Below are 15,228 nucleotides of genomic sequence, written 5' to 3'. Positions count from 1 at the left end.
TGCCTGAAGGAGTTCCCATGAAGACCCAGCCATTCGTTTCGCGCCATTCGCGAAAGCTCGCCGCGCTGCTCGCGCCGACGGCACTCGCCGTGCTCACCCTGGCCGGCGGAGCCGTGTCCGCCAAGACGCTCGTCTATTGTTCGGAGGGCAGCCCGGAGAACTTCTATCCGGGCGTGAACACCACCGGCACCTCGTTCGACGTGACCACGCAGGTCTACAACACCATCGTCGAATTCGAACGCGGCGGCACCAAGGTCGTGCCCGGCCTGGCCGAAAAATGGGACATCTCGGCCGACGGCACGCAGTACACCTTTCACCTGCGCAAGGGCGTGAAGTGGCACAGCACCAGCAAGAGCTTCAAGCCGACGCGCGACTTCAACGCCGACGACTTCATCTTCATGCTCGAGCGGCAGTGGAAGGAGAGCGATCCGTTCTTCAAGGTCACGAGCCAGAACCATTCCTACTTCAACGACATGGGCATGCCCAAGCTGCTCAAGTCGGTTGACCGCATCGACGAGTACACGGTGAAGATCGTGCTCAACAAGGCCGAGGCGCCGTTCCTCGCCAACCTTGCCATGCAGTATGCGGGCATCCAGTCGAAGGAATACGCCATTGCCATGCTGAAGGCGGGCACGCCCGAGAAGGTCGACCAAGACCCGATCGGCACCGGCCCGTTCTACCTGGTGCAGTACCAGAAGGATGCGGTCATCCGCTTCAAGGCCTTTCCGCAGTATTGGGGCGGCAAGGCCAAGATCGACGACCTGGTGTTCGCGATCACGCCCGATGCCTCGGTGCGCTGGGCCAAGCTGCAGAAGGGCGAGTGCCACGTGATGCCGTACCCGAACCCGGCCGACCTCGACGCCATCCGCAAGGACCCGAACGTGCAGCTGCTCGAGCAGCCCGGCCTCAACGTGGGCTACCTTTCGTACAACACCACGAAGAAGCCTTTCGACGATGTGCGCGTGCGCAAGGCCATCAACATGGCGATCAACAAGAAGGCCATCATCGACGGCGTGTACCTGTCGACGGGCGTGGCCGCGAAGAACCCCATTCCGCCGACCATGTGGTCGTACAACGACGCGACCAAGGACGATCCGTACGACCCTGAAGCCGCCAAGAAGCTGCTCGCGCAGGCAGGTCTGGCCGACGGCTTCAGCACCGACCTCTGGGCCATGCCGGTGCAGCGGCCCTACAACCCGAATGCCAAGCGCATTGCCGAACTGATGCAGGCCGACCTTGCCAAGATCGGCGTCAAGGCCGAGATCAAGAGCTTCGAATGGGGCGAGTACCGCAAGCGCCTGCAGGCCGGCGAGCACCAGATGGGCATGCTGGGCTGGACCGGCGACAACGGCGACCCGGACAACTTCCTCTACACGCTGCTGGGTTGCGCCTCGGCGCAATCGGCGAGCGGCAGCAACATCTCCAAGTTCTGCTACCAGCCCTACGAAGACCTCGTGCTGAAGGCCAAGAGCGCGACCAAGCAGGCCGACCGCGACGCGCTCTACAAGAAGGCGCAAGTCATCTTCAAGGAGCAGGCGCCGTGGTTCACCATCGCACACGCGGTGCAACTGAAGCCCGTGCGCAAGGAAGTGATCGACTTCAAGCTCAGCCCCTTTGGCCGCCACACCTTCTACGGCGTGGACATCAAGTAAGCGATGGGCGCACCCGTTGCCATCGTCGCAGCAATGCACGAGGAGCTGAGCGCGCTCCTCGCGCAGATGCCGGACGAGCAGCGCGTGCGCGCCGCGGGACGCGACTTCTGGGTCGGCCATTTGCACGGCCAGCCCGTGGTCGCCGTGCTGTCGCGCATCGGCAAGGTCGCGGCTGCGGTAACGGCCACGGTGCTGCTCGAACGCTTCGGCGTGCGGGCGATCGTGTTCACCGGCGTTGCCGGCGGGCTTTCGCCGGGCGTGAATGTGGGCGATGTGGTCGTTGCAACGCAGCTGCTGCAGCACGACCTCGATGCCTCGCCGATCTTTCCGAAGTACGAGGTGCCGTTGATGGGCATGGCGCGCTTCGCGGCCGACACTGCAATTGCCGATGCGCTTTCGGGCGCGGCGGCGGACGTGCTGCGCGACCCGGTCGCGCTGATCGGACAGCCGGCCGTCGACGAGTTCGGCATTCGATCCCCGAAAGTGCACCGCGGCCTGCTGGTGAGCGGCGACCGATTCGTGTCGACCACCGCCGAGAGCGAGGCGCTGCAGCGCGCTCTGCCCGACGCGCTCGCGGTTGAAATGGAAGGCGCTGCGATGGCGCAGGTGTGCCACGACTACGGCGTGCCCTTCGCGGCGATGCGCACCATCTCCGATCGCGCCGACGACGCGGCGCATGCCGACTTCGCGCGCTTCGTCACCGAGGTGGCGAGCCGCTACAGCCTTGCGCTGGTCGGCGCGTGGCTGGCCGGGTTGCCGGCTACTTGAGCCAGCCGCGCCGGCGGAAGTACCACATCGGCACCAGCGCGCTGGCCGCCATCAGCGCCAGCGCGTACGGATAGCCCAGCGACCAGTCGAGCTCGGGCATGAGCTTGAAGTTCATGCCGTAGATGCTCGCGATCAGCGTGGGCGGCAGCAGCGCCACGCTGGCCACCGAGAAGATCTTGATGGTCTTGTTCTGGTTGATGTTGATGAAACCGACGGTCGCATCCATCAGGAAGTTGATCTTGTCGAACAGGAAGGCCGTGTGGTTGTCGAGCGACTCGATGTCGCGCAGGATCTGCCGCGCCTCTTCGAACTGCTCGGCATTGAGCATGCGGCTGCGCATCATGAAGCTCACGGCGCGGCGCGTGTCCATCACGTTGCGGCGGATGCGGCCATTCAAGTCTTCCTGCCGCGCAATGGCGCCCAGTACCTCGCCGGCCAGCTCGTCGCTCACGTTGCCTTCGAGCACCTTCTTGCCCGCGATCTCCAGCTCGTCGTAGATGTTCTCGAGCGTGTCGGCCGAGTATTCGGCGTCGGCGTCGAACAGCTTGAGCAACACCTCCTTCGCGTCCTCGATCAGCCCCGGCGCGCGGCGCGCACGCATGCGCAGCAGGCGGAACACCGGCACGTCTTCGTCGTGGATCGAAAACAGCACGCCGCGGCTGCGCAGCTCGGTGTTGTGCTGGTTCAGGATGAAGGCCACGCGCACCGAGCGCGGGTCTTCGTCGTCGTCGATCAGAAAGTCGGAGCGGATGTGCAGCTCGCCGTTGTCTTCTTCGTAGAAGCGGGCCGATTCCTCGATGTCCTCGTCCATCGCGTCTTCGGGAATCGAGAGGCCGTAGTACTGCTTGATCCAGCGCTTTTCCTCGAGCGTGGGCGATTCGAGGTCGACCCAGATCGGCTGGAACTTGGAAAGCTCCTCCAGCGATTCGATCTCTTCCTGGACGAGGCGACCGTTGGCGAGCGTAAATATATTGAGCATGGCTCACTCCCGTGAAATGACTGAGGCGATGGGGCGAGGGAGGGGCGCTTTCAAATCCCAGGCCCGGCAAGCAGGCGTCAGAGGGGAGTTGAAAGCTGCCGAGACGGGGCGGTTTCCATGGTGCGGTCTCCAGTTGCAGCGAGGCGCGATTATGTCATCGGCCATGTGACGGCAGCCTCGCCGATCTGGATGGACATACAGTAAAGTCACGATCATGCAGACCGCTGCGCTCCCCGTTTTTTCCACCGCCGGTGCCACGCAGGCCGACCGCCTGGCCGCCGCGCTTGGCACCCTCAACGACGAGCAGCGCGCCGCGGTCGAGCACGGCGTCGGCACCCTGGTCGGCCGCGACGAGCGTCCGCTGCTGGTGATTGCCGGTGCGGGCTCCGGCAAGACCAGCACCCTGGCGCACCGCGTGGCCCACCTGATTGCCGGCGGCGTCGATCCGCAGCGCCTGCTGCTCCTGACCTTTTCGCGCCGCGCCGCGCAGGAAATGGAACGCCGCGCGGGCCAGGTGCTGGCGCGCGTGCTGGGGCTCAAGTCCGAAAAACCGCCCGCGCTGCCGTGGGCCGGCACTTTCCACGGCATCGGCGCGCGCCTGCTGCGCGAATACGCCGCGCACATCGGCTTGAACGACAACTTCACCATTCACGACCGGGGTGACGCCGAAGACCTGATGGGCCTGGTGCGCCACGAGCTCGGCCTGTCGACGAGCGTGAACCGCTTTCCGCGCAAGGGCACCTGCCTTTCGATCTACTCGCGCTGCGTCAACACGCGGGCGCCGCTGGCCCAGGTGCTGTCCGAAGCCTTTCCCTGGTGCGCCGAGTGGGAATCCGAGCTCAAGCGCCTCTTCGGCGCCTACGTCGAGGCCAAACAGCAGGAGAACGTGCTCGACTACGACGATCTGCTGCTCTACTGGGCCGGAATGGTGGCCGAGCCTGCGTTGGCCGGCCTGATCGGAGCGCGCTTCGACCACGTATTGGTCGATGAATATCAGGACACCAACCTGCTGCAGGCCTCGATCCTTCTTGCGCTCAAGCCCGACGGACGCGGCGTGACCGTGGTGGGCGACGATGCGCAGTCGATCTACTCTTTCAGAGGCGCAACGGTCCGTAACATTCTCGACTTTCCCTCACAGTTTTCACAGGCGGCGCGCGTCGTGACGCTGGAGCGCAACTACCGCTCGACGCAGCCGATCCTCGACGTCTCGAACCGGGTCATTGCCCAAGCCGCCGAACGGCATGCCAAGACGCTCTGGACCGACAAGCCTTCCGCCGGCCGGCCGCAGCTGGTGCTGGTGCCCGACGAGGCGCAGCAGGCGGTGTGGGTGGCCGACAAGGTGCTGGAGCACCGCGAAGGGGGCCTCTCGCTCAAGTCGCAGGCGGTGCTTTTTCGTACCTCCACGCACAGCGCGCCGCTCGAACTCGAACTGGCGCGCCGCAACATTCCGTTCGTGAAATACGGCGGCCTCAAGTTCCTCGAGGCCTCGCATGTCAAAGACCTCCTCGCGGTGCTGCGCTTCGCAGAAAACCCGCGTGGGCGCATGGCGGGCTTTCGCGTGACGCAGCTCATTCCGGGCATCGGGCCCGCCACCGGCGCGCGGCTGCTCGGCGCCATGGACCAGGCGGCCGACCCGGCCGCGGCCGTGCGCGACTTCGTGCCGCCGGCCGCGGCGCGCGCCGAATGGGCGGTGTTCGCCGAGGCCTATGCCGCGTTGCGCGCGCCCTCGCTGCCCTGGCCGGCCGATGTGGACCTGGCGGTTCGCTGGTACTTGCCGCATCTGGAGCGGCTGTATGACGATCCCTCGGGCGTGCGGCGCGGCGACATCGAGCAACTTGCGCGGCTTGCGGCGGGCTACGGCTCGCGCGAGCGCTTCCTGACCGAGCTCACGCTCGATCCGCCCGAAGCCACGAGCGACAGGCCCGGGCCGCCGTTGCTCGACGAGGACTACCTGATCCTCTCGACCATCCATTCGGCCAAGGGACAGGAGTGGAACTCGGTGCATGTGCTCAACGTGGTCGACGGCTGCCTGCCGGCCGACGTGGCGCAGAGCGCGCACGAGCTCGAAGAGGAGCGGCGCCTGCTCTATGTGGCAATGACCCGCGCGCGCGACCACCTGCATTTGCTGGTGCCGCAACGGTTTTACGTCACGCAGCAGGCCGTGCGCGGCGACCGGCATCTCTATGCCAACCGCACGCGTTTCATTTCCGAGCGCGACCTTGCGGGCTTCGAGCAGCAGACCTGGCCCCCCCCGCCGGAGCGGCCGCCCGCCGTGCCGCCGCCGGCCGCGGTCATCGACCTGCGCAACCGCATGCGCGCCGCCTGGAACTGAAACAAGGCCTGCCCGCTGTAACCGGGGCAAGGACGCGTCGCGACCCCCCGGGCAACTCAGGTATTGCAATACCGTGACAGCTTGGGCATAGTGAATCGACCTTCTCCTCTTTCTCTTCTTCTCTTTCTCTCCCCCGCACCCATTTCATCTGTATGTCGCCGGCCACGCTTCATTCCGGAGTGCTGGTCATTTCCCCAACCGTCAATTCCAGGAGGTCTTTCATGAATTTGACGATCAGCGGTCATCACCTCGACGTCACACCTGCCTTGCGCACTTACGTCACGAGCAAGCTGGACCGGATCACCCGGCATTTCGACCAAGTGGTCGATGTCAAGGTGATCCTTACGGTGGAAAAGCAGAAGGAAAAGGAACGCCGGCAAAAGGCGGAATGCAATATTCACGTCAAGGGCAATGACATGTTCGCGGAATCGAGCCACGCTGATCTCTACGCCGCGGTCGATGAGCTGGTCGACAAGCTCGACCGGCAAGTGGTGCGCCACAAGGACCGCCTGCAAGACCACCATCACGCGGCGCCCAAGCGCGTGATGTAGGGGCAGGGCTCCGGCTGCGGCCGGCCTGCGCCAAGCCGCCTTCGGGCGGCTTTTGCTTTTTATTACGTCTTTTCGGCCCTTGATCCACGGGCCCCTGGGCAACATGTAGATAAAAAGTAAGTAACCGGACTGGGGGTTTTTACCAAGCAGGTGCATAATCGCCCCCGCCCCGCACCCACCATGAATCGCCTCGCGTCCATCCTGCCGCCCGCTCAAGTCCTCGTGAGCGTTGACGCTACGAGCAAGAAGCGTGCTTTCGAAGAAGCAGGCTTGTTGTTCGAGAGCCTTCACGGCCTGGGCCGTGCCCTGATCACCGACAGCCTGTTTGCGCGCGAGCGCCTGGGCTCCACCGGGCTCGGACACGGGGTTGCCATTCCGCATGGCCGGATCAAGGGCCTGAAGGCGCCCATGGCCGCCGTCTTCCAGCTGGCAAACCCGATCGGGTTCGACGCGCCGGACGAGCAGCCCGTCGGCCTGCTCATCTTTTTGCTGGTGCCCGAGGCGGCCACCCAGAAGCACCTTGAAATCCTCTCCGAAATTGCCGAGCTGCTGAGCGACGCGGGCCTGCGCGAGCAGATCAAGTCGAGCACCGACGCAGCCGCGCTGCACGGGCTCATTGCCGGCTGGCAGTCCACGCAAGTCGCGTAGAGGTGCTTCCCGCACCCTCAAGGGCCGCAGCAGCGGCCCCGCAGCGCCGGTTCCGGGTTATTCTGGCCTGCTCTAACACTAGGCGCTGAGCGCCATCTCCCGCACGCATGAAGCCGACCGTCATCAGCGCCGATGCCATGTTCGAGGAATTCCGCGGCTCGCTCCGCTGGGAGTGGCTCGCAGGGCTCGGCGCCTCCGAACGCCAATTCGACCCCGAAGTCATCAGCCGCGCGCAGTCGGCGGCCGACCTGGTCGGTTACCTCAACTACATCCATCCGTACCGCGTGCAGATCCTGGGTGCCCGCGAGGTGGCCTACCTGACGCGCGGCAGCCAGGAAGACTGCGCCCGGCGCATTGCCCGCATCGTCACGCTGGAGCCGCCGATGCTGGTGCTGGCCGACGGCCAGGCCGCGCCGGACGAGTTGCTATCGATTTGCGAGCGCGCCCAGCTGCCGCTGTTCGCCACCCGCGAATCGTCGGCCTTCGTGATCGACCTGCTGCGGGCCTACCTGTCCAAGCATTTCGCCGAGCGCACTTCGATGCACGGCGTGTTCATGGACATCCTGGGCATGGGCGTGATGATCACCGGCGAATCGGGGCTCGGCAAAAGCGAACTCGGGCTCGAGCTGATTTCACGCGGCAACGGCCTCGTGGCCGACGATGCGGTCGATCTTTACCGCATCAACCAGAACACCATTGAAGGGCGCTGCCCCGACCTGCTGCTGAACCTGCTCGAAGTGCGCGGCATCGGCCTGCTGGACATCCGCGCGATTTTCGGCGAGACCGCAGTGCGCCGGAAGATGCGGCTCAAGCTCATCGTGCACCTGGTGCGGCGCGACAGCTTCGAGCGCGACTACGAGCGCATGCCCTCGGCGCCGCTCACGCAGGACGTGCTGGGCATTCCGGTGCGCAAGGTCATCATCCAGGTGGTGGCCGGCCGCAACATCGCCGTGCTGGTCGAAGCGGCCGTGCGCAATTCAATCTTGCAGCTGCGCGGCATCGACACTTATGCCGACTTCGTGGCGCGCCACCACAAGGCCATGGAAAACAGCCGCGACGGGGACTGACCGGCTAACGCTTGCTTACGCAGTCGGCGCAGAGGCCGTACAGCGACATGGCGTGGTCCTGCAGGATCCAGCCCTTGTCCTTGGCAATCATCTGCTGGCGGCGCTCGATCTCGGCGTCGTAGAACTCCTCCACCTTGCCGCATGACGTGCAGATCAGGTGGTCGTGGTGCGTGCCCTCGTTGAGCTCGTACACCGCCTTGCCGCTCTCGAAGTGGCTGCGCTCGAGGATGCCGGCCTGTTCGAACTGCGTCAGCACGCGGTAGACGGTGGCCAGGCCGATGTCGGAGTGCTCGTTCAAAAGCACGCGAAACACGTCTTCGGCCGTCATGTGGCGCTGGCTGCCGGTCTGGAAGATCTCCAGGATCTTCAGGCGTGGCAATGTGGCCTTGAGGCCGGTATTCTTGAGTTCGTCGATATTGGCCATGATGGTTCCTGCGCCCGGTCTGCGAACAGGCCCCCAAGGGGCCAGCCGCTACAATGGCCGATCATATCGCTACCCCCCTTTTCTCCCATGCCTGCCATTCTCCAACGCCGTCCCTGGCTGCTGGCCGCGGCCGTCGCAGCGACGTTCTGCCTCAGCGCCTGCAGCGGTTTCAGCGATCGCACGCGGGGTGCGCTTGCGGCCATCACGCCCTACAAGGTCGAAGTGGTCCAGGGCAATTTCGTGTCCAAGGAACAGGTCGAGGCGCTCAAGCCCGGCATGTCGCGCCAGCAAGTGCGTGAAATCCTCGGCACTTCCCTCCTGACCGACGTGTTTCACAAGGACCGCTGGGACTACGTCTTCACCATCAAGCGGCAGGGCGTCGATCCGCAGGAACGCCGCCTGACCGTCTTCTTCAAGGGTGAGTTGCTCGATCGCTTCGAAGGCGACCAGATGCCCAGCGAAGAAGAATTCGTCGCCACGCTCGACACCCGCAAGAAGAGCGGCAAGGTTCCGCCGCTCGAGGCGTCGGAAGAAGAGCTGAAGAAATTCGCCCCCAAGGAAGACAGCAGCAAGAAGGCCGAGGCCACCGCTGCTGCCCCCAACCTGCCGCCGCTGCCGGCGGCGTATCCCCCGCTCGAAGCGGCGCGCTGAGCACGCGTCAACCAGCGAGGGCGGGCGCACCCGCCGAGTCAGGCGGGCGCGTGCCGGTCTCCATGCCCTATTTCGAAGGCTGAACCTGCGTGTCTGAATCCATTTCTTCTCCCATTTCCGAGTCTTCCACGCCCGCCCTGCGGCGCGTTGCGATTGCCGGAGCTTCGGGCCGCATGGGCCGCATGCTGGTCGAGGCGGTGCGCGAGGCGCAGGATTGCCGGCTTGCCGGCGCGCTCGACATGGCGGGCAGCGACGCCATCGGCGCCGACGCGGCGGCTTTCCTCGGTTTCACAAGCGGCGTGCCGATCGTCTCCGACCTGCGCACCGGCCTGCAGGACGCGCAGGTGCTCATCGACTTCACGCGCCCTGAAGGCACGCTCGCCCACCTCGCCATCTGCCGTGAACTCGGCGTGCAGGCCGTCATCGGCACCACCGGCTTCAGCGACGCGCAAAAGGCCGAAATCGCCGAGATCTCGAAAGACATCGCGATCATGGTTTCGCCCAACATGAGCGTGGGCGTCAACGTCACCTTCAAGCTGCTCGAAATGGCGGCCAAGGCCATGTCGACCGGCTACGACATCGAGATCATCGAGGCCCATCACCGCCACAAGGTCGATGCGCCCTCGGGCACCGCGCTCAAGATGGGCGAAGTCATTGCCGATGCTCTGGGCCGCGACCTGAAGGAATGCGCCGTCTACGCGCGCGAAGGCATTACCGGCGAGCGCGACCCCTCCACCATCGGCTTCTCCGCCATCCGCGGCGGCGACATCGTGGGTGACCACACCGTACTGTTCGCCGGCACCGGCGAGCGCATCGAAATCACCCACAAGTCCGCCAGCCGCGTGACCTACGCACAGGGCGCGCTGCGCGCCGTGCGCTTCCTGGCGGGCCAGAAGGCGGGCCTGTTCGACATGTTCGACGTACTCGGTCTGCGCTGAAAAACACGATGAGCGTGCTCGAACTGCTGACCCAGGGCGACGGCGTCAGCCGCTCGGTGGCCGCGCTGCTGCTCGCGATGTCGATCTCGAGCTGGGTCGTCATTCTCTGGAAGGCCTGGCTGCTGCGCGGCGGCACGCGCGACGTGTTGCGCAGCATTGCGGCGTTCTGGCAATCGACCACGCTGGCCGATGCGGAGCAGCGGCTCAAGGCCTTCGACCGCGCCACGCTGGTGCTGCCGGCGGTGAGCGCCATCAAGAACGCAGCCGCCGATGTGAACAGCGCAACCCTCGGCGCCACCGGCGACCGCAATCAGCGCCTCACGCGGGCCCTGCGCGAGGCGCTGCATGGTGCGCTGCGGCGCCTGCAGTCCGGCCAGATCCTGCTGGCCACGGTGGGTGCCACCGCCCCGTTCGTCGGGCTGCTCGGCACGGTGTGGGGCATCTACGGCGCGCTCTCGGGCATTGCCGGCCAGTCGGGCGGCTTCACCATCGACAAGGTGGCAGGCCCCGTGGGCGAGGCGCTGGTGATGACGGCTTTCGGCTTGGCCGTTGCCATTCCGGCCGTGCTGGCCTACAACGTGTTCGGCCGCGTCATCGGCCGTGTCGAGGCCGAGCTCGAAGGCTTTGCGCACGACCTGCTCGGCAGCTTCGGCAGCGCGCCGGCGCCGGCCGCACCGCCGCCCGCGAGGCCGATGCCGGTTTCGGCCTGATCGAACGGGGCTCGGTACATCATGGCCTTCGGTCGCACCTCGCTCGGCAGCAGTGCCGCTGGCGGCGGTCGCGCGACAGGCGCCGGCGGACAGCGCCCGCTGTCCGACATCAATGTCACGCCGCTGGTCGACGTGATGCTGGTGCTGCTGGTGATCTTCATCATTACCGCGCCTTTGATGGCGAGCTCGATCAAGCTCGACCTGCCGCAGACCGATGCCGGCCAGCCCAACGACACTCCCAAGTTCGTGAGCGTCTCGGTCGATGCATCGGGCAAGGTCTTCTTCAACGACCAGGCGGTCACCGATGAAGAGCTGGCCGCCCGTCTGCAGAAGGCCGCCGCCGACAGCAAGGACACCGAGGTGCAGCTGCGTGCCGACCAGACCGTGCCCTACGGCAAGGTCGTGGCGCTCATGGGCATTGCGAACAAGGCGGGCCTGAGCCGTATCGGCTTCGTGACGGACGCGCCCGCAGCGAACGCGGCACCGCCGAGTTCGCGTTGACGCAAGAAGTCCGGCTGATTCAGTCGGGCGCCGGTGCTGCGCGCTTCTTGAGGCCCGGCAGCGTCCAGCCCAGCGTCATGCCAGCGGCGGCCAGCAGAATCGCGGCCGCGCCAAGAAGCTGCCCCGGATGCAGCCGCTGGCCGAAGGCGACGTAGTCCACGCCGATCGCCACCACCGGATAGAAGAACGACAGCGCGCCGGCCATGTGCGTCGGCAGCTTCTGGATCGCGCCGTAGAGCAGCGTGAACACCAGCCCCGTGTAGACAACCCCCATGGCCAGGTGCGTGCCCCACACGCCGGCGTCCTTCGGGAGTTCCGCCAGGCTGGCGAACGGCGCCAAGAGCACGATGCCCACGCAGACCTGGACCAGCGCGATCAGGCGCGGCGGCGTGCCGTTGAGCTGCTTCGCAACAATGGCCGCAATGGCATAGAAAAATGCGGCGCCCAGCGCCATGACGATGCCGAGGAAGTACGAGGCACCGCCCGCGCCGCCGCCCGGCTTGGCCTCGGCAATCAGCAATACGCCCGCGAACGCAATGCCGAGCCACGCGAGCTTGGCCGCCGTGAGCCGCTCCGAAAAGAACAAGGCGCCAAGGCCCACCAGCATGAACGGCTGGGTGTTGTAGACCGCCGTGGCAATGGAGATCGACGCGTGCGAGAACGAAGCGAAGATCAACAGCCAGTTGAGCACCAGTGCCGCGCCGCCCAACGCCGCCAGCGCCACCACGCGCAGCGTCAGCAAGCGCTTGCGGAGCAACCCGAGCGCTGCACACACCGCGAGCAGCGTGGCGGCACCGAAGGCGCAGCGCCAGAACAGCAAGTCGACCAGCGGCTGGCCGGAACGCACGACGAACCACCCGATGGTTCCGGAGATCACCATGGCCGCGCTCATTTCGAGCGCGCCCTGCAGTTGTCTTTGCATGACCGAAGTTTGTGTGAATCAAGCCTCAGGTTGCCACCGAACGCACGCAAGGCCTATGATTTTCCGAAGGGAAAAATTCATTCGAGGCTAAGAAAGCAAGGTGAAGTTGCCGTGCCTCCAAAGGATCTGAAATGCTGGACGACGTCGAACAAAAGATTCTGGAGGTGATGCAGCAGGACGCGCGCATCTCCCTGAAAGACCTGGCGGCCCGCGTCGGCATGTCTTCGCCGAGCGTGTCCGAGCGCCTCCGGCGGCTCGAAGAGCGCCGCGTGATCCGCGGCTACACGGTCGACATCGACCCCAAGGCGCTGGGCTATCAGCTGCAGGCCATCGTTCGCATCCGCCCGTTGCCCGGCCATCTGCACGCCGTCCAGGCACTGATCGAAGGCACGCCCGAATTCAGCGAGTGCGACAAGGTCACCGGCGAAGACTGCTACATCGCGCGCCTGTTCGTGCGTTCCATCGAACAGCTCGACCAGGTGCTGGATCGCATCGTCGACAAGGCCGAGACGCACACGGCCATCGTCAAGACGCAGCCGATACGCCGGCGCATGCCGCCCCTGCGTATTGGCTAGCCTGGCCTAGGCCCGGCCAAGCCGGGTCAGCCCAGCACCACCGGCTTGGTACGCCATATTTCATGCGCGTACTGCGCAATGGTGCGGTCCGACGAGAACGCGCCCATGCCCGCCACGTTCAGGATGGCCATGCGCGTCCATGCATCCGAGTCGCGGTAGAGCGCATCGACTTCGGCCTGCTTCGCGACGTAGCTCGCGTAGTCGGCCAGCAGCAGATAGTGGTCGCCCCAGTTCACCAGCGCATCGAAGATGCCCTGGTAGCGCGCCGTCTCTCCGTGCGAGAAGGCGCCGTCGCGAATCGCATCGAGTACGCGCTTGAGCTCGGGGTTGGCTTCGTAGATGTCGCGCGGCTGATAGCCATGCGCGCGGATGTCGGCCACTTCGGGCGTGGTGTTGCCGAAGATGAAGATGTTCTCCGCACCCACGTTGTCGCGCATCTCCACGTTGGCGCCGTCGAGCGTGCCGATGGTGAGCGCGCCGTTGAGCGCGAACTTCATGTTGCCGGTGCCCGAGGCCTCGGTGCCTGCCGTCGAAATTTGCTCCGACAGATCGGCCGCGGGCATGATCACCTCGGCCAGGCTCACGCTGTAGTTGGGCAGGAACACCACCTTCAGCAGCTTGCCGACGCGGGCGTCGTTGTTGATGGTGCTCGCCACGTCGTTGATCAGCCGGATCACGAGCTTGGCCATCTGGTACGCCGATGCCGCCTTGCCCGCGAACACCACCACGCGCGGCACGATGTCGACGGTTCCGCCCGCGGCCTGCGCATCGAGGATGCGGTGGTAGCGCGTGATCACATGCAGCACATTGAGCAGCTGCCGCTTGTATTCGTGGATGCGCTTCACCTGCACGTCGAACATCGCGTCGGTGTCGAGCACCAGGCCCATGTGCTGCTCGACCCAGTTGGCCAGGCGCAGCTTGTTCTCGCGCTTGGCATGCCGGAATGCGCGCGCAAAGGCGGGCTGCCCCGCCATCGGCCGCAGCGCCTCCAGCTGCGAGAGGTCGCGCCGCCAGCCCTTGCCCAGGCGCTGGTCGAGCAGGCTCGCGAGCGGCGGGTTGGCCTGCGCGAGCCAGCGCCGCGGCGTCACGCCGTTGGTCTTGTTGTTGAAGCGCTCCGGAAAGATCTTCGCGAAGTCCGCAAAGATCGACTGCTTCATGAGCTCCGAATGCAGGCCCGACACGCCGTTGATCGAATGGCTCGCGAGCACCGCCACATAGGCCATGCGCACACGGCGCTCGCCGGCCTCGTCGACCAGCGAGAGCCGCCGCAGCAACTCCACGTCGTTGCCGGCCTTCTGCGTCACGGCCGCAAGGAACTTCGCGTTCATGTCGTAGATGATCTGCAGGTGCCGCGGCAGGATGCGGCCCAGCATCTCGACCGGCCATGTCTCGAGCGCCTCGTGCATGAGCGTGTGGTTTGTGTAGCTGAACACCTTCTGCGTGTGGGCCCAGGCCACGTCCCACGCCAGGCCGTGCTCGTCGAGCAACAGGCGCATGAGCTCGGGCACCGCGAGCACCGGGTGCGTGTCGTTTAGGTGAATGCTCACCTTGTCGGCCAGCTGGTCGAAGGTCTTGTGGTTGCGCAGGTACCGCCGCAGCAGGTCCTGCACGCTGGCGCTGCAGAAAAAATACTCCTGGTGCAGCCGCAGCTCACGGCCCGAGGGCGTGGAGTCGTCGGGGTAGAGCACGCGCGAGACGTTCTCGGAGTGGTTCTTGCTTTCCACCGCCGCCATGTAGTTGCCTCGGTTGAAGGCCGAGAGATCGATCTCCTCGGTGGCACGCGCCGACCACAGCCGCAGCGTGTTGGTGGCCTGCGTGCCGTAGCCCGGAATGATGGTGTCGTAGGCCACGGCCAGCACGTCGTGCGTGTCGACCCAGTCGGCCGCGCCATAGGGCGCATTCGCGCCTTCGCGCCTTTGCACGCGGCCTCCGAAGCGCACGCGGTAGTTCACCTCGGGCCGCTGAAATTCCCACGGGTTGCCGCGCGTGAGCCAGTAGTCGGGCGTTTCCACCTGCTGGCCGTCGACGATGCGCTGGCGGAACATGCCGTATTCATAGCGGATGCCGTAGCCCATGCCGGGCACGCCGAGCGTGGCCATCGAATCGAGAAAACAGGCCGCGAGCCGGCCGAGGCCGCCATTGCCCAGCGCCGCGTCGGGCTCGCGCTCGGACAACGCCGCCATGTCGACGCCGAAGTCGGCCAGCGCATCGCGCACCGTGTCGTACAGGTCGACCGCCAGCAGCGCGTTGGTGAAGGTGCGCCCGATCAGGAACTCCATCGAAAGGTAGTACACGCGCTTCAGGTCTTGCGCATAGTTGGCGCGGGTGGTCGCCATCCAGCGTTCGACCAGCTGGTCGCGCACGGCCAGCGCGGTGGCGTTCAGCCAGTCGTCCTGGCTGGCGGCCACGGGGTCTTTGCCGACGGCGTAGATCAGCTTGTTGGCGACTGCGCGCTTGAAGGCGGCCACGTCGCGGTCGGGATGGTCGTAAGCGAAGTCTTTGATGGTCAT

Annotated in this window: 15 protein-coding genes; 11 read left to right on the top strand and 4 right to left on the bottom strand. The window is 65.6% G+C overall.

The annotated features are described in order from the left end of the window. Positions 1-17 precede the first annotated feature (17 nt). The gene (locus EJI00_RS17775) at positions 18-1,652 is read left to right on the top strand and encodes an ABC transporter substrate-binding protein (RefSeq protein WP_126748821.1); all 1,635 of its coding nucleotides are present in this window, start codon (positions 18-20) and stop codon (positions 1,650-1,652) included. 3 nt (positions 1,653-1,655) lie between these two features. Next, a complete protein-coding gene (locus EJI00_RS17770; protein WP_126748820.1) occupies positions 1,656-2,420 on the top strand; it encodes a 5'-methylthioadenosine/adenosylhomocysteine nucleosidase in 765 nt (254 codons plus the stop codon). On the opposite strand, the gene corA is transcribed toward EJI00_RS17770, so the two are convergent. Beyond that, complete coding sequence (corA, locus tag EJI00_RS17765) at positions 2,413-3,399, bottom strand: magnesium/cobalt transporter CorA (RefSeq protein WP_126748819.1); 987 nt, start codon at positions 3,397-3,399, stop codon at positions 2,413-2,415. The two genes, EJI00_RS17770 and corA, sit on opposite strands and share 8 nt — an antisense overlap. Before the next feature lie 214 nt (positions 3,400-3,613). Here corA and EJI00_RS17760 point away from each other — a divergent pair, with 214 nt between their 5' ends. The 4 genes from EJI00_RS17760 to hprK all read left to right on the top strand — a co-directional run bounded on the left by EJI00_RS17760 (position 3,614) and on the right by hprK (position 7,997). Further along, on the top strand, positions 3,614-5,731 hold the full coding sequence (locus EJI00_RS17760) for an ATP-dependent helicase (protein ID WP_126748818.1): 2,118 nt from the start codon (positions 3,614-3,616) through the stop codon (positions 5,729-5,731). A 221-nt stretch (positions 5,732-5,952) separates the two neighbouring features. After that, complete coding sequence (gene hpf, locus EJI00_RS17755) at positions 5,953-6,282, top strand: ribosome hibernation-promoting factor, HPF/YfiA family (RefSeq protein WP_126748817.1); 330 nt, start codon at positions 5,953-5,955, stop codon at positions 6,280-6,282. A 180-nt stretch (positions 6,283-6,462) separates the two neighbouring features. Continuing rightward, on the top strand, positions 6,463-6,930 hold the full coding sequence (locus EJI00_RS17750; protein WP_126748816.1) for a PTS sugar transporter subunit IIA: 468 nt from the start codon (positions 6,463-6,465) through the stop codon (positions 6,928-6,930). Positions 6,931-7,037: 107 nt separating this feature from the next. Then, positions 7,038-7,997 (top strand): HPr(Ser) kinase/phosphatase, encoded by a 960-nt coding sequence (hprK, locus tag EJI00_RS17745; protein WP_126748815.1) that lies wholly within the window; start codon positions 7,038-7,040, stop codon positions 7,995-7,997. A gap of 4 nt (positions 7,998-8,001) precedes the next feature. Here the strand turns inward: hprK and fur are convergent, their stop codons facing one another. After that, on the bottom strand, positions 8,002-8,421 hold the full coding sequence (gene fur, locus EJI00_RS17740; protein ID WP_126748814.1) for a ferric iron uptake transcriptional regulator: 420 nt from the start codon (positions 8,419-8,421) through the stop codon (positions 8,002-8,004). An 87-nt stretch (positions 8,422-8,508) separates the two neighbouring features. On the opposite strand from fur, the gene EJI00_RS17735 reads away from it, so the two are divergent. From EJI00_RS17735 to EJI00_RS17720, 4 genes are all read left to right on the top strand, one after another. Next, a complete protein-coding gene (locus EJI00_RS17735) occupies positions 8,509-9,072 on the top strand; it encodes an outer membrane protein assembly factor BamE (protein WP_126748813.1) in 564 nt (187 codons plus the stop codon). Positions 9,073-9,161: 89 nt separating this feature from the next. Beyond that, positions 9,162-10,010 (top strand): 4-hydroxy-tetrahydrodipicolinate reductase, encoded by an 849-nt coding sequence (gene dapB / locus EJI00_RS17730; protein WP_126748812.1) that lies wholly within the window; start codon positions 9,162-9,164, stop codon positions 10,008-10,010. Positions 10,011-10,018: 8 nt separating this feature from the next. Then, a complete protein-coding gene (locus EJI00_RS17725; RefSeq protein ID WP_126748811.1) occupies positions 10,019-10,720 on the top strand; it encodes a MotA/TolQ/ExbB proton channel family protein in 702 nt (233 codons plus the stop codon). Positions 10,721-10,741: 21 nt separating this feature from the next. After that, positions 10,742-11,221 (top strand): ExbD/TolR family protein, encoded by a 480-nt coding sequence (locus EJI00_RS17720; protein WP_126748810.1) that lies wholly within the window; start codon positions 10,742-10,744, stop codon positions 11,219-11,221. A gap of 19 nt (positions 11,222-11,240) precedes the next feature. Here the strand turns inward: EJI00_RS17720 and EJI00_RS17715 are convergent, their stop codons facing one another. Then, positions 11,241-12,143, bottom strand: a complete 903-nt coding sequence (locus EJI00_RS17715) for a DMT family transporter (RefSeq protein ID WP_126748809.1) — start codon at positions 12,141-12,143, stop codon at positions 11,241-11,243. A gap of 131 nt (positions 12,144-12,274) precedes the next feature. On the opposite strand from EJI00_RS17715, the gene EJI00_RS17710 reads away from it, so the two are divergent. Then, positions 12,275-12,718 (top strand): Lrp/AsnC family transcriptional regulator, encoded by a 444-nt coding sequence (locus EJI00_RS17710; protein WP_126748808.1) that lies wholly within the window; start codon positions 12,275-12,277, stop codon positions 12,716-12,718. Between the two features lie 26 nt (positions 12,719-12,744). Here EJI00_RS17710 and EJI00_RS17705 read toward each other — a convergent pair whose 3' ends face one another. Beyond that, the gene (locus EJI00_RS17705) at positions 12,745-15,228 is read right to left on the bottom strand and encodes a glycogen/starch/alpha-glucan phosphorylase (protein WP_126748807.1); all 2,484 of its coding nucleotides are present in this window, start codon (positions 15,226-15,228) and stop codon (positions 12,745-12,747) included.

The sequence above is a fragment of the Variovorax sp. DXTD-1 genome, assembly GCF_003984625.1.
Classification (GTDB): Bacteria; Pseudomonadota; Gammaproteobacteria; order Burkholderiales; family Burkholderiaceae_C; genus Variovorax.
Note: the sequence above shows the minus strand (reverse complement) of the source record. Positions and strands in the feature narration are given on the sequence as shown.